This window comes from Janibacter sp. Y6, from assembly GCF_040900765.1.
Classification (GTDB): Bacteria; Actinomycetota; Actinomycetes; order Actinomycetales; family Dermatophilaceae; genus Marihabitans; species Marihabitans melonis.
Map to the genome: position 1 here is coordinate 52,770 of NZ_JAKLYZ010000001.1, position 26,092 is coordinate 78,861.

General features: G+C 74.0%; 25 protein-coding genes and 1 riboswitch. Of the genes, 22 read left to right on the forward strand and 3 right to left on the reverse strand.

Annotated elements, in window-relative coordinates:
* Nucleotides 1–59 precede the first annotated feature (59 nt).
* From pyrR to rpe, 18 genes are all read left to right on the forward strand, one after another.
* On the forward strand, nt 60–650 hold the full coding sequence (gene pyrR / locus L6241_RS00255; protein WP_368244316.1) for a bifunctional pyr operon transcriptional regulator/uracil phosphoribosyltransferase PyrR: 591 nt from the start codon (nt 60–62) through the stop codon (nt 648–650).
* A complete protein-coding gene (locus L6241_RS00260; RefSeq protein WP_251720246.1) occupies nt 647–1,660 on the forward strand; it encodes an aspartate carbamoyltransferase catalytic subunit in 1,014 nt (337 codons plus the stop codon). Before pyrR ends, L6241_RS00260 begins: the two co-directional genes overlap by 4 nt.
* Nucleotides 1,657–2,976, forward strand: a complete 1,320-nt coding sequence (locus L6241_RS00265; protein ID WP_123091629.1) for a dihydroorotase — start codon at nt 1,657–1,659, stop codon at nt 2,974–2,976. Before L6241_RS00260 ends, L6241_RS00265 begins: the two co-directional genes overlap by 4 nt.
* Nucleotides 2,973–4,151 (forward strand): glutamine-hydrolyzing carbamoyl-phosphate synthase small subunit, encoded by a 1,179-nt coding sequence (gene carA / locus L6241_RS00270; RefSeq protein WP_251720248.1) that lies wholly within the window; start codon nt 2,973–2,975, stop codon nt 4,149–4,151. Before L6241_RS00265 ends, carA begins: the two co-directional genes overlap by 4 nt.
* Entirely contained in the window at nt 4,151–7,456 is a 3,306-nt protein-coding gene (carB, locus tag L6241_RS00275) for a carbamoyl-phosphate synthase large subunit (protein ID WP_368244318.1), read from the forward strand. Before carA ends, carB begins: the two co-directional genes overlap by 1 nt.
* Nucleotides 7,453–8,364: a dihydroorotate dehydrogenase electron transfer subunit gene (locus tag L6241_RS00280; RefSeq protein ID WP_368244319.1), complete on the forward strand. Its 912-nt coding sequence runs from the start codon at nt 7,453–7,455 to the stop codon at nt 8,362–8,364. Before carB ends, L6241_RS00280 begins: the two co-directional genes overlap by 4 nt.
* Nucleotides 8,364–9,389, forward strand: coding sequence for a dihydroorotate dehydrogenase (locus L6241_RS00285; protein ID WP_308222085.1), 1,026 nt, complete (start codon nt 8,364–8,366; stop codon nt 9,387–9,389). Before L6241_RS00280 ends, L6241_RS00285 begins: the two co-directional genes overlap by 1 nt.
* The gene (pyrF, locus tag L6241_RS00290) at nt 9,386–10,306 is read left to right on the forward strand and encodes an orotidine-5'-phosphate decarboxylase (protein WP_368244320.1); all 921 of its coding nucleotides are present in this window, start codon (nt 9,386–9,388) and stop codon (nt 10,304–10,306) included. Before L6241_RS00285 ends, pyrF begins: the two co-directional genes overlap by 4 nt.
* A 46-nt stretch (nt 10,307–10,352) precedes the next feature.
* On the forward strand, nt 10,353–10,670 hold the full coding sequence (gene mihF, locus L6241_RS00295; RefSeq protein WP_123091635.1) for an integration host factor, actinobacterial type: 318 nt from the start codon (nt 10,353–10,355) through the stop codon (nt 10,668–10,670).
* Nucleotides 10,667–11,278 (forward strand): guanylate kinase, encoded by a 612-nt coding sequence (gene gmk / locus L6241_RS00300; RefSeq protein WP_251720253.1) that lies wholly within the window; start codon nt 10,667–10,669, stop codon nt 11,276–11,278. The genes mihF and gmk overlap by 4 nt, the downstream gene beginning before the upstream one ends.
* An 8-nt stretch (nt 11,279–11,286) precedes the next feature.
* Nucleotides 11,287–11,643, forward strand: coding sequence for a DNA-directed RNA polymerase subunit omega (gene rpoZ, locus L6241_RS00305; RefSeq protein ID WP_068276183.1), 357 nt, complete (start codon nt 11,287–11,289; stop codon nt 11,641–11,643).
* A 10-nt stretch (nt 11,644–11,653) separates the two neighbouring features.
* Nucleotides 11,654–12,907, forward strand: coding sequence for a bifunctional phosphopantothenoylcysteine decarboxylase/phosphopantothenate--cysteine ligase CoaBC (gene coaBC / locus L6241_RS00310; RefSeq protein ID WP_368244321.1), 1,254 nt, complete (start codon nt 11,654–11,656; stop codon nt 12,905–12,907).
* Between the two features lie 121 nt (nt 12,908–13,028).
* On the forward strand, nt 13,029–14,252 hold the full coding sequence (metK, locus tag L6241_RS00315) for a methionine adenosyltransferase (protein WP_123091638.1): 1,224 nt from the start codon (nt 13,029–13,031) through the stop codon (nt 14,250–14,252).
* Nucleotides 14,253–14,299: 47 nt separating this feature from the next.
* Nucleotides 14,300–16,387, forward strand: a complete 2,088-nt coding sequence (locus L6241_RS00320; protein ID WP_368244322.1) for a primosome assembly protein PriA — start codon at nt 14,300–14,302, stop codon at nt 16,385–16,387.
* A gap of 23 nt (nt 16,388–16,410) precedes the next feature.
* Nucleotides 16,411–17,358: a methionyl-tRNA formyltransferase gene (fmt, locus tag L6241_RS00325; RefSeq protein WP_368244323.1), complete on the forward strand. Its 948-nt coding sequence runs from the start codon at nt 16,411–16,413 to the stop codon at nt 17,356–17,358.
* The gene (locus L6241_RS00330; protein ID WP_354588154.1) at nt 17,351–18,841 is read left to right on the forward strand and encodes a transcription antitermination factor NusB; all 1,491 of its coding nucleotides are present in this window, start codon (nt 17,351–17,353) and stop codon (nt 18,839–18,841) included. Before fmt ends, L6241_RS00330 begins: the two co-directional genes overlap by 8 nt.
* Complete coding sequence (locus L6241_RS00335; protein WP_068276167.1) at nt 18,841–19,224, forward strand: VOC family protein; 384 nt, start codon at nt 18,841–18,843, stop codon at nt 19,222–19,224. Before L6241_RS00330 ends, L6241_RS00335 begins: the two co-directional genes overlap by 1 nt.
* A gap of 14 nt (nt 19,225–19,238) precedes the next feature.
* Entirely contained in the window at nt 19,239–19,898 is a 660-nt protein-coding gene (gene rpe / locus L6241_RS00340; RefSeq protein WP_368244324.1) for a ribulose-phosphate 3-epimerase, read from the forward strand.
* 1,089 nt (nt 19,899–20,987) lie between these two features.
* On the opposite strand, the gene L6241_RS00345 is transcribed toward rpe, so the two are convergent.
* Entirely contained in the window at nt 20,988–21,860 is an 873-nt protein-coding gene (locus tag L6241_RS00345) for a hypothetical protein (RefSeq protein WP_368244325.1), read from the reverse strand.
* Nucleotides 21,861–21,937: 77 nt separating this feature from the next.
* Nucleotides 21,938–22,063, forward strand: a riboswitch (FMN riboswitch).
* 12 nt (nt 22,064–22,075) lie between these two features.
* Here L6241_RS00345 and L6241_RS00350 point away from each other — a divergent pair.
* From L6241_RS00350 to L6241_RS00365, 4 genes are all read left to right on the forward strand, one after another.
* Nucleotides 22,076–22,840 carry a nicotinamide riboside transporter PnuC gene (locus L6241_RS00350; protein WP_368244326.1) on the forward strand — a complete coding sequence of 255 codons (765 nt, stop codon included), beginning with the start codon at nt 22,076–22,078 and terminating at the stop codon, nt 22,838–22,840.
* 10 nt (nt 22,841–22,850) lie between these two features.
* On the forward strand, nt 22,851–23,114 hold the full coding sequence (locus tag L6241_RS00355; protein WP_068276158.1) for a phosphoribosyl-ATP diphosphatase: 264 nt from the start codon (nt 22,851–22,853) through the stop codon (nt 23,112–23,114).
* Between the two features lie 15 nt (nt 23,115–23,129).
* Complete coding sequence (hisG, locus tag L6241_RS00360) at nt 23,130–23,969, forward strand: ATP phosphoribosyltransferase (RefSeq protein WP_368244327.1); 840 nt, start codon at nt 23,130–23,132, stop codon at nt 23,967–23,969.
* Between the two features lie 62 nt (nt 23,970–24,031).
* Nucleotides 24,032–24,409: a PH domain-containing protein gene (locus L6241_RS00365; RefSeq protein WP_368244328.1), complete on the forward strand. Its 378-nt coding sequence runs from the start codon at nt 24,032–24,034 to the stop codon at nt 24,407–24,409.
* A gap of 23 nt (nt 24,410–24,432) precedes the next feature.
* Here L6241_RS00365 and L6241_RS00370 read toward each other — a convergent pair whose 3' ends face one another.
* Together L6241_RS00370 and L6241_RS00375 are read right to left on the reverse strand one after the other, a co-directional pair.
* Nucleotides 24,433–25,524 carry an aromatic acid exporter family protein gene (locus L6241_RS00370; RefSeq protein ID WP_368244329.1) on the reverse strand — a complete coding sequence of 364 codons (1,092 nt, stop codon included), beginning with the start codon at nt 25,522–25,524 and terminating at the stop codon, nt 24,433–24,435.
* Nucleotides 25,521–26,081 (reverse strand): hypothetical protein, encoded by a 561-nt coding sequence (locus L6241_RS00375; protein WP_251720264.1) that lies wholly within the window; start codon nt 26,079–26,081, stop codon nt 25,521–25,523. Before L6241_RS00375 ends, L6241_RS00370 begins: the two co-directional genes overlap by 4 nt.
* Between the last annotated feature and the right edge of the window lie 11 nt (nt 26,082–26,092).

Sequence of the window (26,092 nt, forward strand, 5' to 3'; positions counted from 1 at the left end):
CGCGACCGACATCCTTTAACCGCTGTCCTGTGAGGCAGGCAAGGAGGTCTGAGGCACTGATGTGTCCTGACACCGCACGACCCGGTCCGGCGAGCGACCCCGGACCCCCCGACGGCCGCGAGGTCCTCTCCGAGGACGACGTCGCCCGGGCCCTCAAGCGCATCGCGCACGAGATCATCGAGCACAACCGCGGGGCCGAGGGTCTCGTCCTGCTCGGCATCCCCAGCCGCGGCGTCGAGCTGGCCCGCCGGCTCGCCGCGCTCGTCACCGAGGTCGAGGGCAGCCCCGTGGCCTGCGGCTCGCTGGACGTGACGATGTACCGCGACGACCTGCGCGCCCAGCCGACCCGCGCCCCGGCCCAGACCCAGATCCCCGCCGGCGGCATCGACGGGCGCACCGTCGTCCTCGTCGACGACGTCCTGTACTCGGGGCGCACCGTGCGTGCGGCCCTCGACGCGCTCGCCGACTACGGCCGGCCGCGCACCGTGCGTCTCGCCGCGCTCGTCGACCGCGGCCACCGCGAGCTGCCGATCCGGGCCGACCACGTCGGCAAGAACCTGCCGACCTCGCACACCGAGCGCATCGCCGTCCGGCTGCGCGGGTACGACGGCGTCGCCGACTCCGTGACGATCCGAGGAGGAGCCCGATGACCCGTCACCTGCTGTCCGTCGCCGACCTCGACGCCGCGGGCGTGCGAGAGCTGCTCGACACGGCCGCCGAGATGCACCAGGTGCAGCGCCGCGAGGTCAAGAAGATCCCGACCCTGCGCGGCCGGACCGTCATCAACCTCTTCTTCGAGGACAGCACCCGGACCCGCTCCTCCTTCGAGATCGCGGGCAAGTGGATGTCGGCCGACACGATCAACATCACCGGCAAGGGCTCCTCGACGAGCAAGGGCGAGTCGCTGCGCGACACGACGATGACCATCGCCTCGATGGGCGTCGACGCCATCGTCATGCGCCACCACGCCTCCGGGGCGGCCCACCAGGTCGCCCGCTGGCTCGACGAGCTCGGCACCGGGACGAGCGTCATCAACGCCGGCGACGGCACGCACGAGCACCCGACCCAGGCGCTGCTCGACGCGTACACGGTCGAGCAGCGGCTCGGCTCGCTCGAGGGGCGCCACGTCGCGATCGTCGGCGACGTCACCCACAGCCGGGTCTTCCGCTCCAACCTCGTGAGCCTGCGCCTGCTCGGCGCCCGCGTCACCGTCGTCGCCCCGCCGACGCTCATGCCGAGCGGGGCCCGGGCGTGGGCCGAGCGCGACGGCTTCGCGCTGAGCCATGACCTCGACGCGGTGCTCGCCGGGACGCACGCCCCCGTGCCCGACGTGCTCATGATGCTGCGCGTGCAGCACGAGCGGATGAGCGGCGGGTACTTCCCGACACCGCGCGAGTACACCGTCGGCTACGGCCTGACCCGAGACCGCCTCGCCACCTTCACCGCGGCCAGCCCGGAGGGTGTCATCTGCCACCCGGGCCCGATGAACCGCGGTCTGGAGATCGCGGCCGACGCCGCCGACGCGGCGAGCTCGCTCGTCCTCGACCAGGTGAGCGCCGGTGTCGCGGTGCGGATGAGCGTCCTGTACCACCTGCTGGCCTCGGGAGAGGGCGATGTCCTGAGGCGCGAGGGACGAGCCTCGAAGGGTGCTGCCGCATGAGCCTGCTCGTCACGGGGGCCCGTCTGCTCGACGGCCCCGCCCAGGACCTCTTCGTCGAGGACGGCCGCATCGCCGCCCTCGGAGCCCGGGCCGGCGAGGCCGCGCGGGCCGCGGAGGACGTCGAGGTGCTCGACGCCGACGGCCTGCACGTCCTGCCGGGCCTGGTCGACCTGCACACCCACCTGCGCGAGCCGGGACGCGAGGACGCCGAGACGATCGCGACCGGGTCCGCCGCCGCCGCCGCGGGCGGCTTCACGGCGATCCTCGCCATGGCCAACACCTCGCCGGTCACCGACACCGCCGAGGCCGCCGAGCGCGTCCTCGACCTCGGCCGCACCGCCGGGCTCGTCGACGTCCAGCCGATCGGCGCGGTGACGAAGGGGCTCGACGGCCACGAGCTCGCCGAGCTCGGCCTGATGCACCGCTCCCGGGCCGGTGTCACCGTCTTCTCCGACGACGGGCGGTGCGTCGCCGACGCCCGCGTCATGCGCCGCGCGCTCGAGTACGTCCGCGCCTTCGACGGCGTCGTCTCGCAGCACAGCCAGGACCCGGAGCTCGCCGGGGCGTCGGCGTGCTGCCACGAGGGCGAGCTGTCCGGACGGCTCGGGCTGCCCGGCTGGCCGGCGGCGGCCGAGGCGAGCATCATCGCCCGCGACGCCCAGCTCGCGCTCCTCACCGGCAGCCGGGTGCACGTCGCCCACGTGTCGACCGCCGAGGGCCTCGAGGTCGTGCGCTGGGCCAAGGCCCGCGGCGCCCGGATGACCGCCGAGGTCACGCCGCACCACCTGCTGCTGACGACCGACCTGCTGAGCGGCTACGACCCCGTGTACAAGGTCAACCCGCCGCTGCGCCCCGACGAGGACGTCGCGGCGCTGCGCGAGGGCCTGGCCGACGGCACGATCGACGCCGTGGCCACCGACCACGCCCCGCACGCCCGGCACGACAAGGAGCACGCCTTCGTCGACGCCGCCTTCGGGATGACCGGGCTGGAGACCGCCTTCGCGGTCGTCCACGACGTCATGGTGCGCCAGGGGAGCATGGACCTCGCGGGCCTGGCCCGCGTCATGTCGAGCGCACCGGCCCGCATCGCCGGTCTCGCCGAGCACGGCGGCGAGCTCGTCGTCGGGGCGCCGGCGCACCTCGCGCTCGTCGACCCGGGCGCCACGGTCACCGTCGACCGTGCCGCGACGGCCTCGCTCTCGCGCAACACGCCCTTCCACGGGCGCACCCTCACCGGCTCCGTCGTCGCGACGGTGCTGCGCGGTGCGCTCACCCGCACCAGTCCCGACCGCACGACCACGAAGGTGACCGCATGACGACCCGTACCGACCGGCAGCCCGCCCTCCTCGTCCTCGAGGACGGCCGCACCTTCGCCGGCGACGCCTACGGCGCGGTGGGCGAGACCGTCGGCGAGGCCGTCTTCTCCACCGGCATGACCGGCTACCAGGAGACCCTCACCGACCCGAGCTACCACCGCCAGGTCGTCGTCATGACGGCCCCGCACGTCGGCAACACCGGCTGGAACGACGAGGACGACGAGTCGACCCGGATCTGGGTGAGCGGCTACGTCGTGCGCGACCCCGCGATCCGCCCGAGCAGCTGGCGCAGCCGCCGCAGCCTCGGCGACGAGCTCGCGACGCAGGGCGTCGTCGGCATCAGCGGCATCGACACCCGCGCCCTGACCCGGCACCTGCGCGAGCGCGGCGCGATGCGCGTCGGCATCTTCTCCGGCGACTCCCTCGCCGGCACCGAGGAGCTGCTGCAGCGCGTCCAGGACGCGCCGCAGATGACCGGCGCGGCCCTGGCCGCCGAGGTCGCGACCGCCGAGCCCTACGTCGTCGAGGCGAAGGGGGAGAAGCGCTTCACCGTCGCTGCCATCGACCTCGGCATCAAGTCGATGACCCCCGAGCTCATGGCGCAGCGCGGCATGGAGGTCCACGTCCTGCCCGCGACGACCCCCTTCGAGCGGGTCCGTGAGATCGCGCCCGACGGGGTCTTCTTCTCCAACGGACCCGGCGACCCCGCCGCGGCCACCCATGAGATCGAGCTGCTCCGCGAGGTGCTCGACGCGGGGATCCCGTACTTCGGGATCTGCTTCGGCAACCAGCTCTTCGGCCGGGCGCTGGGCTTCGGGACCTACAAGCTCAAGTACGGCCACCGCGGCATCAACCAGCCGGTCATGGACCGCTCGACCGGCAAGGTCGAGGTGACGGCGCACAACCACGGCTTCGCCGTCGACGCCCCCCTCGACGGGGCGACGGACACCCCCTTCGGCTCGGCCACCGTGAGCCACGTCTGCCTCAACGACGACGTCGTCGAGGGCCTGGAGCTGCGCTCCCCGGAGGGCGACCTGCGCGCCTTCTCCGTCCAGTACCACCCCGAGGCGGCCGCCGGCCCGCACGACGCGGCCTACCTCTTCGACCGCTTCGTCGACCTGCTGAGCTCGAGCGGCGACGCCACCCCCACCACCGACCAGGAGACCCACGCCTGATGCCCAAGCGCGACGACATCCGCAGCGTCCTCGTCATCGGCTCCGGCCCGATCGTCATCGGTCAGGCCTGCGAGTTCGACTACTCCGGCACCCAGGCCTGCCGCGTCCTGCGCGAGGAGGGCATCCGCGTCATCCTCGTCAACTCCAACCCGGCGACGATCATGACCGACCCGGAGTTCGCCGACGCGACCTACGTCGAGCCGATCACGCCCGAGGTCGTCGAGGCGATCATCGAGCGCGAGCGCCCCGACGCGGTCCTGGCCACCCTCGGCGGCCAGACCGCCCTCAACACCGCGATCGCCCTGCACGACGCGGGCGTCCTCGAGCGCTACGGCTGCCCGCTCATCGGCGCCAACGTCGAGGCCATCGAGCTCGGCGAGGACCGCGAGCGCTTCAAGGGCGTCGTCGAGCGCGTCGGCGGCGAGTCCGCCCGCTCGCAGATCTGCCACACGATGGACGAGTGCCTCGCGGCCGTCGACGGCCTCGGCGGCTACCCCGTCGTCGTGCGCCCGTCCTTCACCATGGGCGGCCTCGGCTCCGGCTTCGCCTACGACGAGACCGACCTGCGCCGCATCGCCGGTGCCGGTCTGCAGTACAGCCCGGTCACCGAGGTCCTCCTCGAGGAGTCGATCCTCGGGTGGAAGGAGTACGAGCTCGAGGTCATGCGCGACCACGCCGACAACGTCGTCGTCGTGTGCTCGATCGAGAACCTCGACCCCATGGGCGTGCACACCGGCGACTCCATCACCGTCGCGCCCGCGCTCACCCTCACCGACCGCGAGTACCAGCGCCTGCGCGACATCGGCATCGCCGTCATCCGCGAGGTCGGCGTCGAGACCGGTGGCTGCAACATCCAGTTCGCGGTCAACCCCGCCGACGGCCGGATCATCGTCATCGAGATGAACCCCCGCGTCTCGCGCTCGTCGGCGCTGGCGAGCAAGGCGACCGGCTTCCCGATCGCCAAGATCGCGGCGAAGATGGCCATCGGCTACACCCTCGACGAGGTCCCCAACGACATCACCGCCGAGACGCCGGCCTCCTTCGAGCCCTCGCTCGACTACGTCGTCGTCAAGGTGCCGCGCTTCGCCTTCGAGAAGTTCCCGGCCGCCGACCCCACGCTGACGACGACGATGAAGTCCGTCGGCGAGGCGATGTCGATCGGGCGCTGCTTCACCGAGGCGCTGCAGAAGGCGCTGCGCTCGATGGAGCGCTCGGGCGCCGCCTTCCACTGGGACGGCGACCAGCCCAGCCTCGAGCGCGGGCGCGAGATGCTCGACGAGGCGCGCACGCCCACCGACGGCCGTCTCGTCCTCGTCCAGCAGGCGATGCGCGCCGGCTGCGGCGTCGAGGAGGTCCACGACGCGACGAAGATCGACCCGTGGTTCCTCGACCAGATCGCCCTCATCAACGAGGTCGCGCAGGAGGTCCACGACGCCGACCAGCTGACTGCCGAGGTGCTCGCCGAGGCCAAGCGCCACGGCTTCTCCGACGGCCAGGTCGCCCGCCTGCGCAGGATGCCCGAGCAGGTCGTGCGCGGCGTGCGCCACGCCCTCGGCGTGCGCCCGGTGTACAAGACGGTCGACACGTGCGCGGCGGAGTTCGCCGCCCGCACGCCGTACTACTACTCCGCCTACGACGAGGAGGACGAGGTCGAGCCCCGCGAGCGCGAGGCCGTCATCATCCTCGGCTCGGGGCCGAACCGGATCGGCCAGGGCGTCGAGTTCGACTACTCCTGCGTCCACGCGAGCTTCGCCCTGCGCGAGGCCGGCTACGACACGGTGATGGTCAACTGCAACCCCGAGACGGTCTCGACCGACTACGACACGAGCAGCCGGCTGTACTTCGAGCCGCTGACCCTCGAGGACGTCCTCGAGGTCATCCACGCGGAGACCCAGGCCGGGCCCGTCGCCGGCGTCATCGTCCAGCTCGGCGGGCAGACCCCGCTCGGCCTGGCGCAGGCGCTCAAGGACGAGGGCGTGCCGGTCGTCGGCACCTCGCCGGAGGCCATCGACCTCGCCGAGGACCGGGGCCACTTCGGCCGCGTGCTCGCCGAGGCCGGGCTCAACGCCCCCAAGCACGGCACCGCCTTCAGCGCCGACGAGGCCGTGACGATCGCCGACGAGATCGGCTACCCGGTCCTCGTGCGCCCGAGTTACGTCCTCGGCGGGCGCGGCATGGAGATCGTCTACGACGACGAGACCCTCTCGGAGTACGTCACCCGCGCGGCGATCGCCAGCCCGGAGCACCCGATCCTCGTCGACCGCTTCCTCGACGACGCCATCGAGATCGACGTCGACGCGCTCTACGACGGCGAGGAGATGTATCTCGGCGGGATCATGGAGCACATCGAGGAGGCCGGGATCCACTCCGGCGACTCCAGCTGCACGCTGCCGCCGGCGACCCTCGGCGAGAGCGAGCTGCGCCGAGTGCGCGAGGCGACCCTCGCCCTGGCGAAGGGGATCGGGGTGCGCGGCCTGATGAACGTCCAGTTCGCGCTCGCCCAGGACGTCCTCTACGTCCTCGAGGCCAACCCGCGGGCCAGCCGCACCGTCCCCTTCGTCGCCAAGGCCACCGGTGTCCCGGTCGCCAAGGCCGCCGCCCGGGTCATGCTCGGCGCGAGCATCGCGCAGCTGCGCGACGAGGGCATGCTGCCGCGGCACACCGACGGCGGCTCGATGCCGGCCCACGCGCCGATGTCGGTCAAGGAGGCGGTCCTGCCCTTCAAGCGCTTCCGCACCCGCGAGGGCGACGTCGTCGACAGCCTGCTCGGCCCGGAGATGCGCTCGACCGGCGAGGTCATGGGCATCGACACCGACTTCGGCGCCGCCTTCATGAAGAGCCAGCTCGGCTCGCTGAGCACCGGGCTGCCCACCTCGGGCCGGGTCTTCGTCTCCGTCGCCAACCGCGACAAGCGGGCGATGATCTTCCCCGTCAAGCGTCTGCGCGACCTCGGCTTCACCATCGTCGCGACGGCGGGCACCGCCGAGGTGCTGCGCCGCAACGGCCTCGAGGCCGAGGTGGCCCGCAAGCACAGCGAGCGCAGCGAGGGCGAGCCCGGCATCGTCGAGCAGATCCTCGCCGGCGAGATCGAGATGGTCTTCAACACCCCTTCGGGCCAGGACGCGCGGGCCGACGGCTACGCGATCCGTGCGGCGACCACCGCGATGGACAAGCCGATCGTCACGACCGTGCAGCAGCTCGGCGCCGCGGTCCAGGCCATCGAGGCGCGCATCCACGGCGAGCTGCGGGTCAAGCCGCTGCAGGAGCACGCGGCCGACCTCGACCTCTACGGGGCGAAGGGATGAGCACCGGCTCGATCGGCGCCGAGGCGGCCCGTCCGGGCGCCGGGGTGGTGCAGGTCGAGGCCGAGGTCATCGCCAACCATCGGGTCGGGGCGTACCACCACCTGACGGTGGTGGCGCCCGGGCTGCCCGAGCTCGCCCGGCCGGGGCACTTCGTCGCGCTCGCGGTCGGGGGCACGCACTCGTCGATGCTGCTGCGTCGCAGCTTCTCCATCCACCGGGTGAGCCCGCGCGGCACGTACGGCCCGACCGTCGAGGTCGTCGTCGCCGCGCACGGGCCCGGCACCGAGGAGCTCGTCGGGCTGCCGGTCGGGGCGCACGTCAACGTCGTGGGCCCGCTCGGCCGGCCCTTCCCCGTGCCCAGCACCCCGGTCGCCTGCGTGCTCGTCGGCGGCGGGTACGGCTCGGCCCCGCTCTTCTGGCTCGCCGAGGTGCTCCGCGAGCGCGGCTGCCACGTCGAGGTGGTCCTCGGTGCAGCGAGCGCGGACCGGCTCTTCGGGGTCGTCCAGGCCCGCCGGGTCGCCGACGGCGTGAGCGTCACGACCGACGACGGCTCCGCCGGGACGAAGGGGTGGGTGAGCGACGTCCTGCCCGAGATCATCACGCGCACGGGCGCCTCGGTCGTCTACGGCTGCGGCCCCATGGGGATGCTGCGCTCGCTGCACGAGATCGCGCAGGAGCACGGCGCCGTCGCCCAGGTGGCGGTCGAGGAGGCCATGGCCTGCGGCATCGGCATCTGCATGACGTGCGTCATGCCGGTGCGCGACGACGACGGGGTCACCTCGATGGTCCGCTCGTGCGTCGAGGGCCCGGTCTTCCGCGGCGACCGGGTGCGGTGGGACGCCTTCGTCGACGGGCGCTGCCTCGTGCCGTCCGACGCCGTCGGCGCCCCGCAGGAGGTGGTGCGCTGATGGGTCACGACATCCACGAGGACGCCGAGCCGGAGCTCGCGCCGGTCGCGACGGCGCGCCCCGGTGCCTCCGTCGACATGTCCGTCGACCTCGCGGGGGTGCGGCTGCCGAGCCCGATGATGACGGCCTCCGGCTGCGCGGCCAACGGCCGGGAGATGCACCGCTTCGTCGACATCGCCGAGCTCGGCGCCTTCGTGACGAAGTCGGTCAAGCTCGGTGCCGTCAGCGGGCGCGGGACGCCCCGCATGGCCGAGACCGACTCGGGCATGCTCAACAGCATCGGGCTCCAGGGCCCGGGGGTGCAGGCCTTCGTCGAGCGCGACCTCGCCTGGCTGCACTCGGTCGGGGCGCGGGTCGTCGTCTCGGTCGCCGGGTCGACGGCGAGCGAGTTCGCCGCCGTCGCGCGCACGGTGTGCCGCTCGCCCTACGCCTCGGCGGTCGCGGCGATCGAGGTCAACATCTCCTGCCCGAACGTCGCCAACCGCGGGCTCGTCTTCGCGTGCGACCCGGCGAGCTCGCACAAGGTGCTCACCCTCGTGCGCGAGGAGGTGCCGCGCGGCATCCCCATGCTCGCCAAGCTCAGCCCCGACGTCACCGACATCACCGAGATCGCGGCGGCCGTGCTGCGGGCCGGTGCCCACGGGCTGACGATGATCAACACCTTGCTCGGCGTCGTCATCGACCCGGTCCGGCTGCGCCCCCACCTCGCGGGCACGACCGGCGGCCTGTCCGGGCCGGCGATCCGTCCCGTGGCGGTCCGCGCGATCTGGCAGGTCACCGCGGCGATGCGCGACGGGCGCATCCCCACGGTGCCGGTCGTCGGTGCCGGTGGCGTGCGCACCGGGGCGGACGCCCTCGAGCTCGTCGCCGCCGGCGCGAGCGCGATCCAGGTCGGCACCGCCGCCTTCAACGACCCGACCGCCCCGGTGCGCGTCGGGCACGAGCTCGCCGCCGACCTCGAGCGTCGTGGGATCACCCGGCTCGCCGACGTCGTCGGCATCGCCCACGACGGAGGACTGGGATGAGCGAGACGGCGACCACGGCCTTCGGGGCGCGGCTGCAGGCCGCGATGGCGCAGCACGGACCGCTCTGCGCGGGGATCGACCCGCACCGCTCGCTCGTCGAGTCGTGGGGGCTCACCTACGACTACGCGGGCGTCGAGCGCTTCGCCCTCACCTGCGTCGAGGCCTTCGGGGGAGCGGTCGCGGCGGTCAAGCCGCAGTCGGCCTTCTTCGAGGTCTTCGGCAGCCGGGGCGTCGCCCTGCTCGAGCGCGTGCTCGACGAGCTGCGCGCCGCGGGCACGCTGAGCGTCCTCGACGTCAAGCGCGGCGACATCGGCACGACGGTCGACGCCTACGGCGAGGCCTTCCTCGGCACGCACGCCCCCTCGCCGGCCGACGCGATCACCCTCAGCCCCTACCTCGGCTACGAGTCGCTGCGCCCCGCGATCGACCTCGCCGTGCAGACCGACCGCGGGGTCTTCGTCCTCGCGCTCACCTCCAACCCCGAGGGCGCCAGCGTGCAGCACGCCCGCGACGCGGCCGGTCGCTCCGTCGCGGCCGGTGTCGCGCAGGGCGCGGCCGGGGACAACGCCGCCGCGCGCTCACGGGGTGAGCTGGGCAGCGTCGGCCTCGTCGTCGGCGCCACCGTCGGCGACGCCGTGCGCGAGCTGGGGGTCGACCTGCCCGGGTCCGGCGCGCCGTTGCTGGCCCCCGGTCTCGGGGCCCAGGGCGCGACCGCCGCGGACGTGCGGCGGGTCTTCGCCGGCGCCCTCGGGCAGGTGCTCGCGTCGAGCAGCCGCGACGTGCTCTCGGCCGGCCCGGACGTCGCCTCCCTTCGTGCCCGCGCTCGCTCGGTGGCCGCCTCGGTCGCCGAGGTCGTCGGCGAGGACCTCGCCGATGACGAGGTGGCCGAGGGCGTCCTGGACACGGGCGGCGAGTAGCATCCGACCCATCCCTCGTCCGTCAGCCGTGAATCGGAGTCTCGCCGTGGCCGTCCCACCCCTCACCCCGGAGCAGCGTGCCGAGGCCCTCGCGAAGGCGGCCGCGGCCCGTCGCGAGCGCGCCGCGATCCGTCTGCGGCTCAAGACCTCCGGCGGGTCGATCCGCGAGGTCATCGAGGACCGGCGGGGCAACGAGGCCGTGGCGAAGATGCGCGTGCTCGCGCTCGTCGAGTCGATGCCCGGCATCGGCCGGGTCAAGGCCGAGCGGATCATGGACGAGCTCGGCATCGCCCGCTCGCGTCGCGTGCGCGGCCTCGGCCAGCACCAGGTCGCCGCCCTCGTCGCCCGGTTCGAAGGCTCGTGACCGCCCGCCTGACCGTCCTGGCCGGTCCGACGGCCGTCGGCAAGGGGACCGTCGCCGCCTACATCCGCGAGCACCACCCCGAGGTCTGGCTCTCCGTCTCGGCGACGACGCGCCCGGCGCGACCCGGTGAGGTCGACGGCGTCCACTACCACTTCGTGCCCGGCGAGACCTTCGCCCACATGGTCGCGACCGGCGAGATGCTCGAGTGGGCCGTCGTCCACGGCCGCGCCTCGTACGGCACGCCGCGCGGCCCGGTCGAGCAGGCGCTGGCCGACGGCCTGCTCCCGCTGCTCGAGATCGACCTCCAGGGCGCCCGCCAGGTGCGCGCGTCGATGCCCGAGGCCCAGTTCGTCTTCCTCGCGCCCCCGTCGTGGGACGACCTCGTCTCCCGGCTCGTCGGCCGGGGCACCGAGACGGAGGAGGAGCGGGCCGTGCGTCTCGAGACCGCGAAGGTCGAGCTGGCCGCCCAGAGCGAGTTCGACGCGGTCATCGTCAACGACGACGTTCGGCGTGCGGCCGAGGAACTCGTATCATTGATGAGATCCCCGTCGCGTGAGGCCTCTGCCGGCCTGCGCGTAGGACCGAAGGACCACCACCCCGAGCAGTGAGGACACCCGTGTCTGGCACCCAGGCCAACCCCATCGGCATCACCAACCCGCCGATCGACGACCTCCTGACGAAGGCTGACAGCAAGTACGCCCTCGTCCTCTACGGCGCGAAGCGCGCGCGTCAGATCAACGCCTACTACAGCCAGCTCCAGGAGGGGCTGCTCGAGTACATCGGCCCGCTCGTCGACGCCCAGGTGCACGAGAAGCCGCTGTCGATCGCCCTTCGGGAGATCAACGAGGGGCTGCTCACCAACGAGCCGACCCCCGAGCAGGACGAGTCCGGCGCCGCCGTGGCGGACGCGCCGGCGCTCGAGACGCCCGCCGACAGCGCTCCTACCAGCAGCGCTCCCGCCGACCAGGCCTGAGCGGGCTGACGTGCGCGTCGTCCTCGGCGTGACCGGGGGCATCGCCGCCTACAAGGCGGCGCTGCTCCTGCGTCTGCTCACCGAGTCCGGCCACGAGGTCACCGTCGTGCCCACCGAGGCGGCGCTGCGCTTCGTCGGCGCCCCGACGTGGGAGGCCCTCTCGGGACGCGCGGTCCAGACCGACGTCTGGACGGGCATCACCGACGTCCCGCACGTGCGGATCGGCCAGGAGGCCGATCTCGTCGTCGTCGCCCCGGCGACGGCCGACCTGCTGGCGCGGGCCGCGCACGGCCTCGCGGGCGACCTGCTGACGAACGTCCTGCTCACGGCGCGCTGCCCCGTCGTCATGGCCCCGGCCATGCACACGGAGATGTGGCAGCACGCCGCGACCCAGGCCAACGTCGCGACCCTGCGCGAGCGCGGGGTCGTCGTCGTCGAGCCCGACTCGGGACGTCTCACCGGCGCCGACACCGGACCCGGGCGGCTGCCCGAGCCGGAGGCGATCCACGCCGCGGCGATGGCCGCGGTCGAGGCGCGACGTGTCGACGGGCCCGCCCAGGACCTGCGCGGCCGCCGAGTGCTCGTGAGCGCCGGTGGCACCCGCGAGGCGCTCGACCCGGTGCGCTACCTCGGCAACCGCTCCTCGGGCAAGCAGGGTGTGGCGCTCGCCCGCGCCGCCGCGCAGCGTGGGGCGCACGTCACCCTCGTCGCCGCCTCGGTCGAGGTGCCCCTGCCCACGGCCGCCGAGGGCGTCGACGTCGTGCGCGTCGAGAGCGCCCTCGAGCTCGAGGCCGCCGTGCACGAGCGCGCGCCCGAGCACGACGCCGTCGTCATGGCCGCAGCCGTCGCCGACTTCCGCCCTGCGAGCTATGCCGGCAGCAAGATCAAGAAGACGCACGACGGGCCGCAGGACGACTCGGCGCCGAGCATCACGCTCGTGCGCAACCCCGACGTCCTCGCCGGTCTCGTCGCGTCGCGGGCGGCCTCTGCCGACCCCACGTCGCCGGTCGTCGTCGGCTTCGCCGCGGAGACCGGGGACGACGAGGGCTCGGTCCTCGAGCACGGCCGGGCCAAGCTCGCCCGCAAGGGGTGCGACGCGCTCGTCGTCAACGAGGTCGGGGTCGGCGTGGCCTTCGGCCAGGACACGAGCACCGTCCACCTGCTGCGGCCCGGTCATCCCGAGCGCACGGTCGGACCCGCGGACAAGGGCGTCCTCGCCCACGCCGTGCTGGACCTCCTGCTCGAGCTGCTGCCGGCCACCTAGACTGACCGCGCCCCGCACGACGCCGCGCGTCGTCGGGGCCTGCACTGCCCGCAGTGCGTCTCACCCCCGTACCTCGACACCCTGCCCGACACACACGCCCAACACACACCAGGAGCACCGCGTGGCTGGTCGCCTCTTCACCTCCGAGTCCGTCACCGAGGGTCACCCCGACAAGATCTGCGACCAGATCTCGGACACGATCCTCGACGCGATGCTCGAGCAGGACCCGCACAGCCGGGTCGCCGTCGAGACGATGGTGACGACCGGTCTCGTGCACATCTCCGGCGAGGTGACGACCGAGGGCTACGTCGAGATCCCCAAGCTCGTGCGCTCGCTCGTCGCCGAGGGCGTCGGCTACGACTCCTCCGAGAAGGGCTTCGACGGCCGCTCGTGCGGGGTCTCGGTCTCCATCGGGCAGCAGAGCCCCGACATCGCGCAGGGCGTCGACACCGCCTTCGAGAACCGCACCGGCGGGATCGACCCCAAGGACAAGCAGGGCGCCGGCGACCAGGGGCTGATGTTCGGCTACGCGTGCGACGACACCCCCGAGCTCATGCCGCTGCCGATCTTCCTGGCCCACCGCCTCAGCCAGCGCCTCACCGAGGTGCGCAAGACCGGTGTCCTGGACTACCTGCGCCCCGACGGCAAGACCCAGGTGACGATCGACTACGACGGCGACCGTGCCGTACGGCTGGACACCGTCGTGCTGTCGACCCAGCACAGCGCCGAGGTCGACCACGAGCGCCAGCTGCCGGCCGACATCCAGGAGCACGTCATCGGCCCGGTGATGGACGCCCTGCTCGACTCCGGTGTCGACCTCGACGTCTCGGCCTACCGCACCCTCATCAACCCCACCGGCAAGTTCGTCATCGGCGGTCCGATGGGCGACGCGGGCCTCACCGGCCGCAAGATCATCGTCGACACCTACGGCGGCATGGCCCGTCACGGCGGCGGCGCCTTCTCCGGCAAGGACCCGAGCAAGGTCGACCGCTCCGCCGCGTACGCGATGCGCTGGGTGGCCAAGAACGTCGTCGCCGCCGGTCTGGCGACCCGCTGCGAGGTCCAGGTCGCCTACGCGATCGGCGCCGCGCAGCCCGTCGGCCTCTACGTCGAGACCTTCGGCACCGAGACCGTGCCGGTGGAGAAGATCCAGGCGGCCGTGACCGCGGTCTTCGACCTGCGCCCGCTCGCCATCGTCGAGGAGCTCGACCTGCTCCGCCCGATCTACCGCCCGACGGCCGCCTACGGCCACTTCGGCCGCACGCAGGCCGACGGCTACGAGGACGCCTTCACCTGGGAGCGCACGACGAAGGTCGAGGCCCTCCAGGCAGCCGTCCGGGGCTGACCTCGCCGGGCGGCCGGCTGTCGGGGCCGGCCGCTAGGTTGACGCACGTGCTGGAGATCGAGATGCCGGCCGGGCCGGTGGAGCAGGACCCAGGAGCGCGCCCCGCGCTGCCGGTGGCCCGTGTGCTCGTCGACACCGGGCTGGCGCACCTCGACCGCCCCTTCGAGTACACGGTGCCCGTCGAGCTCGACGAGCGCGCCGTGCCCGGTGCCCGGGTCAAGGTCCGCTTCGCCGGGCAGGACCTCGGCGGCTACCTCCTCGAGCGTGTGCCGGCGGCCGAGCACGAGGGCCGGCTCGCCCCCCTTCGCACCGTCGTCAGCGACGAGGCCGTCCTCGTCCCGCACGTGCTGCAGACCGCGCAGCGGCTCGCCCGCGAGCAGGCCGGCACGGTGATGGACGTGCTCCGCCTCGCCGTGCCACCGCGGCACGCCCGAGCCGAGCGCTCCCTCGCCGAGCGCGCCCCCGAGGCCGTGGACCCGCCCGACGCCCCGGACGCGCCACCCGTGTCGTGGACCCGCTACCGGGCCGGGGCGGCGCTGTGGAGCCGCCTGAGCACCGGGCAGTCGCCGCGGGCCGCGCTCCTCACGACCCCCTCGCACGACCCGCTCACCGACTGGCCCCGCACCCTGGCCGACGCCGCCCTGGCCACCGCCGCATCGGGGCGGGGGAGCGTCCTCGTCGTCCCCGACCGCCGTGACCTCGACCGGGTCGATGCCGCGCTCCTGGCTGCCCTGGGTCCCGACCGCCACGTCGTGCTCCACGCCGACCAGGGGCCTCAGGCCCGCTACACCGCATGGCTGAAGGTGCTGCGCGGTCACGTGCGGGTCGTCGTGGGGACCCGCGCTGCCGCCTTCGCCCCCGTGCACGACCTCGGTCTCGTCGCGTGGTGGGACGACGGCGACGACCTGCACGTCGAGCCGCGGGCTCCCTACCACCACGTGCGGCAGGTCCTGCTCGCGCGGGCCGAGCTCGCCGGGGCCGCGGCGCTCGTCGCGGGCCCGAGCGTGAGCACCGACGTCGTCGAGCTCGTCGAGCGCGGCGAGCTCGTGGCCGTCGGCGGTCTCGGCGAGCGCACGTCGGCCGCTCGCGTGCGGGTCGCGGGCGAGGGACACGACGCCGAGCGCGACGGGCCCGCCGCCCGGGCGCACATCCCCTCCGCCGCGTGGCGTGCGGCCCGGGCCGCGCTCGACCACGGCCCCGTCCTCGTCCAGGTGCCCCGGCGCGGCTACGTGCCCGCCACCCGGTGCGCGACCTGCCGGGCCCCGGCGCGCTGCGCGACCTGCCACGGCCCGCTGTCCCTGCCCGGGTCCGGCGGTCAGCCCGTGTGCGGCTGGTGCCACCGTCGAGACGAGTCCTGGAGCTGCCCCGAGTGCGACGGGCGCACCCTGCGGGCGAGCGTCGTCGGCGCGCGGCGCACGTCCGAGGAGATCGGCCGCGCCTTCCCCGGGGTGCCGGTCGTGCGGTCGGGCGCCCCGGACGTCGTCGCCTCGGTGCCCGCCCGGCCCGCGATCGTCGTGGCGACCCCGGGTGCGGAGCCGGTCGCCGAGGGGGGCTACGCCGCGGCCCTGCTGCTCGACGCCTGGGCCCTGCTCGACCGCCCCTCGTTGCGCGCCTCCGAGGAGAGCGTGCGGCGCTGGCTCGGCGCCGCGGCTCTCGTGCGGTCGTGGGCCGACGGGGGAGAGGTCGTCCTGGCCGGCGCCCCGGAGCACGCCGTCATCCCGGCGGTCGAGGCCCTCGTGCGGTGGGACCCGGCGTGGTTCGCCGCCCGCGAGCTCGCCGAGCGGGCCGAGCTCGACCTGCCCCCGGCCGCGTGGGCGGCGCAGGTGCTCGGCAGCCGCGACCACCTGCGCGAGGTGCGCGACGGGCTGCTCGCCCTCGGGGCCGAGGTGAGCGGGCCGGCGCCGACGACCGGCGCCGGAGCAGGAGCGGGGGCAGCGCATGCTGCCGGGCCGCACGGCGCCGCGTCGACGGCCCCCGCCCGCGAGGAGCACCTCGTCGTCCGGGTGCCGCGCTCGGCCGACCCGGGGCTCGTCGAGCAGGTCCGTGCCCATCTCGCCGGGCTGCGGGCCACCGAGTCGGGGCGCAAGGTCGCCGACCCGGTCCGCGTCCGGGTCGGGCCGCACGTGCTCGACTGACGAGGGCACCTAGACTGCCGCGGGTGCGCGTGATCTTTGCCGGGACCCCTGACGTGGCCGTGCCCTCCCTGCGTCTGCTCCTCGACAGCCCGCACGAGGTCGTCGCGGTCCTCACCCGGCCCGACGCCCGCTCCGGTCGGGGCCGCACCCTCACTCCCTCGCCCGTGAGCGTCGTGGCGCACGAGGCGGGCGTGCCCGTGCTCGCCCCGCGCAGCCTGCGCGACGAGGGGGTCGCCGAGCAGCTGGCGGCGCTGGAGGCCGATGTCGTGGCCGTCGTCGCCTACGGCGCGCTCGTCCCTGCCGCGCTCCTCGCCGTGCCGACCCACGGCTGGGTCAACCTCCACCTCTCCCTCCTGCCCGCCTGGCGCGGTGCCGCCCCGGTGCAGCGGGCGATCATGGCCGGCGACGAGGTGAGCGGGGCGACGACCTTCGTCATCGAGGAGGGCCTCGACACGGGGCCGGTGCTCGGCACGATGACCGAGCAGGTTCGCCCCGACGACACCTCCGGCAGCCTGCTCGCGCGTCTCGGCGGCGCGGGGGCACCGCTCCTGCTCGCCAGCCTCGAGGGTCTCGTCAGCGGCGAGATCACCCCGCAGCCGCAGGGGGCCGACGGCGTGAGCCACGCGCCGAAGCTCACCGTCGAGGAGGCCGAGGTGCGATGGACCGACCCCGGCTTCGCCGTCGACCGGCACGTGCGCGGGTGCACCCCGGACCCGGGCGCGTGGACGACCTTCCGAGGTGACCGGCTGCGGGTCGGCCCCCTGGACCGCTCGACCCAGCGGCTGCCCGACCCCCGACCCGAGCTCGCCCCCGGCGAGCTCGCCGTCGGCAAGTCCTGGGTGCTCGTCGGCACGGCCGACGGGGCGGTCCGGCTCGGCGAGGTGACCCCCGTCGGCAAGCGGCCGATGGCGGCGGCGGACTGGGCGCGCGGCGCCCGGGTCCAGGCAGGAGAGAGGCTCGCAGATGGCTGACCAGCACGAGCGACGGCGCGGCCCCCGGCAGCGCTCCCGCAACGCCCCCGCGCAGCGAGCCCGCCAGGGCGACCCGGCCCGGCTGGCCGCCTACACGGTCCTGCGCGCGGTCGCCGAGGGCGCCTACGCCAACCTCGAGCTGCCGCACGAGCTGCGCCGCCGCCGGCTGTCGGGCCGCGACGCGGGCTTCGCGACCGAGCTGACCTACGGCACCCTGCGGATGCAGGGGCTCTACGACCCGATCATCGCCGTCGCCGCCGACCGACCGGTGAGCCGGCTCGACGGGGGAGTGCTCGACGTCCTGCGCCTGGGCACCCACCAGCTGCTGAGCATGCGCGTGCCCCAGCACGCCGCCGCCGACCAGAGCGTCGCCCTGGCCCGTCAGGTCAACGGCGCCGGCGCCGCGGGGCTCGTCAACGCCGTCATGCGTCGCGTGAGCGAGCGCACCGTGCAGGAGTGGCGCGAGGCGGTCGTGCCCGCCGAGCCGACGAGCACCCGTCTGGCCGTGTCGACGTCTCACCCCGAGTGGGTCGTCAAGGCGCTGCGCCAGGCCCTCGTCGGTCACGGGGCGAGCGACGCCGCCCACGTCGACGCCGATCTCGAGCGCCTGCTCGAGGCGCACAACGCCGCCGCCCCTGTCGCCCTCGTCGCGCGGCCGGGTCTGTCCGACGTCGAGGAGCTGCTCACCGCCGAGCACCTCGAGACCGCCCCGGGCGACCACTCTCCCTTCGCCGTCCTCCTCCTCGGGGGCGACCCGGCGGGCATCCCCGCCGTCCGCGACGGCCGGGCGGCCGTGCAGGACGAGGGCAGCCAGCTGCTCGCCCTCGCTCTCGCGGGGGCGCCGGTCACCACCCCGGCCGGGCGCCGTGAGCGCTGGCTCGACCTGTGCGCCGGACCCGGCGGCAAGGCGGGCCTGCTCGCCGCCCTCGCCCGCGAGCACGGCGCCGACCTCGTGGCCAACGAGATCTCCGAGCACCGCAGCGACCTCGTGCGCGCCACCCTGCGCCCCTCGCTCGAGGCCGCGCGCGAGGCCGGGCTCGAGCTGACCGTGCGCACCGCCGACGGGCGTGAGGCAGGGGCCGACGAGCCCGGTCGGTACGACCGGGTGCTCGTCGACGCGCCGTGCACGGGTCTGGGGGCCCTGCGACGCCGGCCCGAGGCCCGCTGGCGCCGCACCCCGGCCGATCTCGCCGGTCTCGGCCCGCTCCAGCGCGACCTGCTCGCGAGCGGGCTCGACGCCCTGGCGCCCGGGGGCGTGCTCGCCTACGCGACGTGCAGCCCGCACCTGTCCGAGACCTCCTTCGTCGTGCGGGACGTGACCCGCCGGCGTGACGACGTCGAGGCGCTCGACGCCCCGGCCGTCCTGCGCGAGGTCGCGAGCAGCGAGCTCGCCGGTCTCGGCGACGGGCCGGCGGCGCAGATGTGGCCGCACCTGCACGGCACGGACGGCATGTACCTGCACCTGCTGCGCAAGCGGGCCTGATGCACGTCCTCGTCACCGGCGTGCACGTCGACGACCCCGCCCGGGCGTACGCCTTCTACACCGAGGTCCTCGGCTTCCGCGACGTGCTCGTCGTGCCCGGCAGCGACCTCTACATCCTCGGGCCGAGCACCGGGTGGGAGCTCGGCGCGCAGATCAACCTCGAGCCGATCACCGACCCGCTGACCCGCGCCTACCAGCAGCACTGCCTGCGCGAGGCTCGCCCGGTGCTCATGCTCGGGGTCCCCGACGCCGAGCTCGAGTACCGCCGGCTCAAGGAGCGCGCAGACCTCGTCTTCCGCCTCGAGCTCACCCGCGACGCCATCGGTCTGCACTTCCAGATCGAGGACACCGTCGGCAACGTCCTGTCCATCCACGAAGCCTGAGGACACCAGACCCCGTGCAGATCTCCCCGAGCATCCTCTCCGCCGACTTCGCCCACCTCGCGGACGAGCTCGACGCCATCGCGACCGCCGATTGGGCGCACGTCGACGTCATGGACGCGCACTTCGTCCCCAACCTCACCCTCGGCCTGCCGGTCGTCGAGTCGCTGCTCGCCGTGAGCCCGATCCCCATCGACTGCCACCTCATGATCGAGGACCCCGACCGCTGGGCCCCGCCGTACGCCGAGGCGGGCGCGCAGTCGGTGACCTTCCACGTCGAGGCGGCGAAGGACCCCGTGCGCCTCGCCCGCGACATCCGCGCCGCGGGTGCCCGGGCGAGCATGGCGATCAAGCCGGGCACCGACTTCGCGCACTACGAGGACCTGCTGCCCGAGCTCGACATGGTCCTCGTCATGACCGTCGAGCCCGGCTTCGGCGGGCAGTCCTTCATGGCCGACCAGATGCCGAAGGTGCGCCAGGTGCGCGAGGCCGTGCGTCGCCACGGCGGCGAGATCTGGGTGCAGGTCGACGGGGGCGTCTCCGCGCGGACCATCGAGCAGTGCGCCGAGGCCGGGGCCGACGTCTTCGTCGCCGGGTCGGCGGTCTACGGGGCGGACAGCGCGGCCGACGCGGTCGCCGAGCTGCGCGAGCTCGCGCAGCGCCACACCCACGCCTGAGTCCGCTCGACGTAGCCGGACCCGGGGGAGGTACCCGTGCGGGTCTGAGCCCCTCCTCCCGGGTACCACACGCTTCTCGATACGTGCGGAGGCCCCGTGGCCGGTCATTCGGGTGGTGGGGCGGCCCGGAGAGCCGGGATCAAGCGTGCGGTGCCGAGCAGGACGCCGATCACCGGGAGCGGCCATACCCAGCCGAACCCCGCCTGCTCCGGCGCCCCCCGTGCGACGGAGGAGGCGATCCCCGAAGCTGCGGCGACGAGGGCTGGGAGAACTAGAACGCACGCCCATCTGCCCGCAGGGGGGCGACACCTGAACGCCTCATAGCCGGGGCGACGCTCGGCCAGCCACTCTCTACGGCGAACCTCGATGGCGTCACTTGAGACGCCGAGGACGCGTCGTGCCAGCACTCGGCGACGACCTCGACCAGCACGGGGTCGCGGTCTCGGACCCAGGTCGGGGCATCGTCATCCGTCGCCTTCCTCGCTCCCGGGCAGGGCGCCCCGAGCGGGACCTGCTGCCGCGTGGTGCGACCGTCCACCTCGACGACGACCGTCGCGCATCGCGGTGCGTCGACGTAGAACCCGCCCGAGTAGGTCGTCCACTCGTGCCCGCGGCCGGAGTCGCACGGCTCGAAGGAGACCTCGACGCCCGGCGGGTCGGGCGAGGATGCCCAGGAGATGGCCACACCACCCGGCTGTCCCGACGCGACTGACACGACGACCTCGGCGTCCCCGCGGACGGAGACCGGGACCTTGAGGAAATGGGGCAGCCCCGGCTCCGTCGAGCCGCCCAGCTCCGCCGCCGGGCCGGTTCCCTGGAGCACCACGGTGTCCGACACCTCTATCCCGCCCGGCTCCGGAGCCGCGTGCCACACCCCTCTTTCGCACGAGGTCGTCAGGGTCGTCCCGGCCGTCGGCGCCGGGGGCCCCGGCACGGCGGTCGGCGCCGGGGCGGTCCTCTCAGCGGGCGACGTCGGCGCCGGGGGCCCGCCTGCGGTGCCGGAGCATCCCGCGAGGACGCCGACGGCGAGCGACGTGCTCAGTGCGGAACGGCAGCACCTCATCATCCGACCAGCGTCCTCCGAGAGCGCTACCGGCGCCAGCGTCGCGGCGCGAAGAACGCCTCCGGGTGCTCGTCGTCGACCTCGTGGATCGTCACGTCGTGCCGGGCGAAGGGGGGACCCCCGCCCACCGGGTCGACCGCGACGCAGATCCCGGTCTCGACGTCGAGGGCGACGTCGTAGGCCTGCGGGTAGTCCCTCGGCGCGTTCGGCGGCGGTGACCCGTCGTGCTCGAGCCGCTCGGAGACCTCGCCCCACAGCAGGGGGCAGCACGAGCAGCGCGGGTCGTAAGCCCCGGTCGGGACCGCCCGCGCCCACCACGTCCGTCGCCCGCGGCGCTCCTCCTCGCGCACGTCGGCGAGCCAGGTGCCGGGCACCTGGAGGTCCGTCGGCCACCCGAGCTCCGGGAAGGGCTCGGGCTCGATCGAGGGCACGGGCGTGCCGACCGGCAGCTCCTCCTCGACCCCGGTGACGAGGTCGCGCGAGGGCTCGCCGTCGGCGAGCTCGACGGGGTCGAGCATCGCGATCCACAGGTAGCTCTGCCACATCGGGTCCTCGTAGTCCACCGCCCAGCGGCTCGGGCGCACCGCGACGAACCCGTCCGCGTCGAGCACCGGCTCGACCTCCCTCGGACGGGGGAGGTGCACGCGCTCGCCCCGGTGTCGCGACCACAGGCCCCCGCTCGTGTACCGCGCGATCGCCGGCGGCCGGTGCCGCTCGACGTGGACCTCGCCGTCGACTTCCACCCGCAGGACGTCGCGATCTCGGACCCAGGCGAGGGCATCCCCCTTCGCCGCGTCCTCGCTCCCGTGCCAGGTGAGGTGGACGGAGCTCCAGCGCCACGGCGAGCTGCGCGCGAGCGCGCGGAAGCGGGCGTCGTCGACCCGCGGCGTGATCTCCATCGGCACATCATCGCCATCGCCGAGATCACACGCCAGCGACTTTGCCCGCGGCTCCCCTCGGCCGGACAATGGGTCCGCACGTGCCTCGTGACTCGGTGAAACTCCGAACCGGCGGTGAGAGCCCGCGACCCGGCCATGGTGGTCGGTGAACTCTGGTGAGACCCCAGGGCCGACGGTCATAGTCCGGACGAGAGAGGCGCTGCGGGAGGACAGTCATGCCTGCAGAGGGTCAGAACCTCTTCCAGGAGATCATCGCCGCGCACCTGCAGATCGGGCCCTACGCCCTGTACTGGCTCGAGGCGGTCGGGATCCTCATCGGCGTCGTCAGCGCCTACCTCGGGATGAAGCGGTGGGTGTGGGCCTGGCCGGTCGGCATCAGCGCCAACATCATGCTCTTCGCGGTCTACCTCGGCGCGCTCTTCGGCGCCGACGAGCGGATCCCGCTCTTCGGGCAGGCCGGGCGCCAGGTCTTCTTCATCGTCACGAGCATCTACGGCTGGTGGCGCTGGACCCAGATCAAGCGCGAGCGCACCGCGGAGGAGCCGGGCGCGGTCGGCAGCGAAGGGGGAGCCGCGATCGTCCCGCGGTGGGCGACCACGCGCGAGCGCCTCGTCGTCGCCGGCGTGTGGCTCGGTGGCACGGTCGTCGCGCACCAGGCCTTCGTCACGCTGTGGGCCGCGGCGCCGAACCCGTACTGGCAGCCCCAGTGGTGGTACTTCTGGAGCGACTCGTGGATCTTCGTCGGGTCGATGCTCGCGACGTACATGATGGCGCGAGGGTGGAACGAGTTCTGGCTCGCCTGGATCGCCGTCGACCTCGTCGGGGTCCCGCTCGGCGTCGCCACCGGGTACGTGCCCACGGCCGTCATGTACATCGGCTACGGCGCCTTCGTCCTCTACGGCTTCACCCAGTGGGTGGCGGCCACCCGGCGCGCGGCCGCGACCCCGACCGGGTCCGGGGAGCGCGTCGGCGCCGCCTAGACTTCGGGCCGTGAAGACCTTCGACTCCCTCTTCGCCGAGCTCACGGCGACCGCGCAGACCCGGCCCGAGGGCTCGGGCACCGTCGCAGCGCTGGACGCCGGCACCCATGCCATCGGCAAGAAGGTCGTCGAGGAGGCCGCCGAGGTGTGGATGGCCGCCGAGCACGAGGGCAAGGAGCGCCTCGCCGAGGAGATTAGCCAGCTGCTCTACCACCTCCAGGTGCTCATGCTCGCCAACGACCTCGAGCTCGACGACGTCTACACCCACCTCTGACCAGGCAGGACCTCCGTGCGCATCGCCGTCCCCAACAAGGGCTCGCTCTCCGAGCCGTCCGTCGCCATGCTCAAAGAGGCCGGCTACCGCGTGCGCCGGGACTCCAAGGAGCTCGTCGTCGCCGACCCCGACAACGGGGTCGAGTTCTTCTACCTGCGCCCGCGTGACGTCGCCGTCTACGTCGGGCAGGGCCAGGTCGACGCCGGCATCACCGGTCGCGACCTGCTCCTCGACTCGGGCTCGGCCGCCGTCGAGATCATGCCGCTCGGCTTCGGCGGCTCGACCTTCCGCTTCGCCGGTCGGGCCGGCACGGCGAGCGGCGTCGGCGATCTCCAGGGCCGCCGCGTCGCGACGTCCTACGCCGGGCTCGTCGCCGCGCACCTCGCCGACCACGGCGTGCAGGCCGAGGTCGTGCGGCTCGACGGAGCGGTCGAGACGGCGATCACCCTCGGCGTCGCCGACGCGATCGCCGACGTCGTCGAGACCGGCACGACCCTGCGCAACCAGGGCCTCGAGGTCTTCGGCGAGCCGATCCTGCGCAGCGAGGCCGTCCTCGTGCGCCGGGCCGACGCCGCCGAGTCCGCGGTGGAGGTCCTGCACCGCCGGCTCATGGGCGTCGTCACGGCGCGCCACTACGTCATGCTCGACTACGACTGCCCGACGACGATCGTCGAGCAGGCGGTGACCCTCACCCCGGGCCTGGAGTCGCCGACGATCTCGCCGATGCACGACAAGGACTGGGTCGCCGTGCGGGCCATGGTCCCGCGCGGCCGGACCAACGCGATCATGGACGAGCTCTACGACATCGGGGCCCGCGCGATCCTCGTCACCGAGATCACCGCGTGCCGGCTGTGAGCGGCGCAGGACGTCCCGGCGAGGGGACGGACGCCCCCTTCGTCCCACGGCGCGGTCGCCTCGTGGCGACCGTCCTCGCGGTCCTCACGCTCGTCATCTTCCTGCTCGTCGCGATCTTCGTGCCCGAGCGCTTCCACTTCGTCGACCGGCTCGGCTTCTTCCTCATCGGGCTCGGCGTCGCCGGGCTGCTCAGCCGGTACATGACGATCCGGGCGGTGCCGCGGGCCGACGGTCTGCTCGTGCGCAACCTCGGGCCGCAGCAGGTCGTGCCGTGGGAGGACATCGAGGCCGTGCGCTTCTCCGACGGCATGCCGTGGGTGCGCCTCGACCTCGCCGACGGCGACGACATGGCGGTCATGGCGATCCAGCGGGCCGACGGCTCCGGCTCGCTCGCCCAGGCCCAGCGGCTCAGCGACCTCGTCGGCGCCCACCAGCGCTGATCACTCTGCGCGCACCAGCGCTACTACTCCGCGCGCACCAGCGCGACGGCGTCGGCGTACTCGAGCCCGGTGACCATGAGCAGGTCGACGACCATCGAGCGGACCTGCGCCCGGATGAGCTCGGCCGAGAGGGTCGCCCCGGGCTCGCCCCGACCCGCGGCGCGCCCCACCCGCACGAGCTGCTCGCGCACCTCGATGCCCAGCCGCCCCTGGTCGAGCTCGCGGGCGAGCTCCTCGACGACGACCGCGAGACGGTCGACGACCCGCAGGTAGGGCTCGGGCACGGCCTCGCCGACCCTGACGGCGACACCTGTGCGGCGGGCGAGCACGCGCATGTTGCGCACGCACCGGTCGAGCGGGTTGATCGCCGAGGAGATGAGGCGCACCTCGGCGCGGTGGCGTGCGTGCAGCGGCGAGATCGCGGCGATCTCGTTGGCCGCACCGGCGCCGTCGCGCAGCGAGGCGATCATCGCCTCGGTGCCCCGCGCCCGGCGCAGGACGTCGTCGGCGGCCTCGACGTCGCGCTCGCGCACGGCCGACGTGCGCTCGTGCAGGACAGCCCCGATCTCCTCGGCGAGGTCGACGATGTCGCGGCGCGGTCTCGTCACGGGGGCGACCGGCGCGATCATCGCGAGGGTGAGGGCGACGACACCACCGAGCACCGCGTCGAGCCAGCGCGAGAAGGCCTGGTCGGGGGCGGCGACGAGGGTGGTGATGATGATCGACTGCACCCCGGCCTGGATGGTGAGCAGCAGCCCGGCGCCGAGGAAGGTCGCGATGGTCATCGCGAGGGTCGCGACGACGGCGAGCTGCCATACCCCGCTGCCGAAGAGGTAGACGAAGAGGTCGCCTACGAGCACCCCCACGGCGACGCCGACGACGAGCTCGCTGACCCGCCGCAGCCGCTGGCCGTAGCTGAGCCCGAGCGTGACGACGACGGTGACGGGGGCGAAGAAGGGCTGTGGGTGACCGAGCAGGTCGCGGGCCAGCCACCACGCGAGAGCCGCGCCGAAGGCCGCGGTGAGGATGCGCACGCCGCGCTCCTGGACCCGGCGCACCCGGCTGCGCAGGCCCGCCCGGGGTCGCAGCGAGCGCATCTCGGCACGGATGCTCATCCGAGTCCGCTCGTGTCGAGGACGAGGTCGGCGCGCTCGGCCACGCCGCACAGGACCTCGGCCTCCTGCGCGGCCCATCGCTCCCAGTGCGGGGCGAAGGTCTGCCCGTCGCGCGAGAGGGCTCGCTCGCGGCGCAGCCCCTCGGGTGCCTCGAGCCAGACGAGGAGGTCGACGAGCCCGCCCGCGGGCGGCGCGCCGGTGCCGCAGCCCTCGACGAGGACGTGCGGGGTCCACGGCAGGTGGGCGGTCGGGCCGGGAGCACCGGCGACCCAGTCCCACGTCGGCCAGGAGGCGTCGCGCCCGTCGCGAAGGGGGAGGAGCACGTCCGTCGCGAGGACGTCGGGGGCGGTGGCCAGACCGTCCCAGCCCGGGTAGATCTCGTCGAGCCGCACCACCGGCCAGCGAAGCGTCGCGGCGAGCTCCTCGGCCAGGCGGGTCTTGCCCGACCCGCTGCGGCCGTCGAGGCCGACGACGACGGTGCGGGTCGAGGGCGGGAGCGCCCGGACCCGTCGCAGGACCTCGTGCGCGGGCGCGACGTCCGGGGGCTGGGCTCTCACGACGGGCGAGC

Excerpts from the sequence above, each read along its gene's own strand:
- pyrR (WP_368244316.1), top strand. The coding sequence starts at position 60 with ATGTGTCCTGACACCGCACGACCCGGTCCGGCGAGCGACCCCGGACCC.
- L6241_RS00260 (WP_251720246.1), top strand. The coding sequence starts at position 647 with ATGACCCGTCACCTGCTGTCCGTCGCCGACCTCGACGCCGCGGGCGTG.
- L6241_RS00265 (WP_123091629.1), top strand. The coding sequence starts at position 1,657 with ATGAGCCTGCTCGTCACGGGGGCCCGTCTGCTCGACGGCCCCGCCCAG.
- carA (WP_251720248.1), top strand. The coding sequence starts at position 2,973 with ATGACGACCCGTACCGACCGGCAGCCCGCCCTCCTCGTCCTCGAGGAC.
- carB (WP_368244318.1), top strand. The coding sequence starts at position 4,151 with ATGCCCAAGCGCGACGACATCCGCAGCGTCCTCGTCATCGGCTCCGGC.
- L6241_RS00280 (WP_368244319.1), top strand. The coding sequence starts at position 7,453 with ATGAGCACCGGCTCGATCGGCGCCGAGGCGGCCCGTCCGGGCGCCGGG.
- L6241_RS00285 (WP_308222085.1), top strand. The coding sequence starts at position 8,364 with ATGGGTCACGACATCCACGAGGACGCCGAGCCGGAGCTCGCGCCGGTC.
- pyrF (WP_368244320.1), top strand. The coding sequence starts at position 9,386 with ATGAGCGAGACGGCGACCACGGCCTTCGGGGCGCGGCTGCAGGCCGCG.
- L6241_RS00330 (WP_354588154.1), top strand. The coding sequence starts at position 17,351 with ATGGCTGACCAGCACGAGCGACGGCGCGGCCCCCGGCAGCGCTCCCGC.
- L6241_RS00335 (WP_068276167.1), top strand. The coding sequence starts at position 18,841 with ATGCACGTCCTCGTCACCGGCGTGCACGTCGACGACCCCGCCCGGGCG.
- L6241_RS00345 (WP_368244325.1), bottom strand. The coding sequence starts at position 21,860 with ATGGAGATCACGCCGCGGGTCGACGACGCCCGCTTCCGCGCGCTCGCG.
- L6241_RS00350 (WP_368244326.1), top strand. The coding sequence starts at position 22,076 with ATGCCTGCAGAGGGTCAGAACCTCTTCCAGGAGATCATCGCCGCGCAC.
- L6241_RS00370 (WP_368244329.1), bottom strand. The coding sequence starts at position 25,524 with ATGAGCATCCGTGCCGAGATGCGCTCGCTGCGACCCCGGGCGGGCCTG.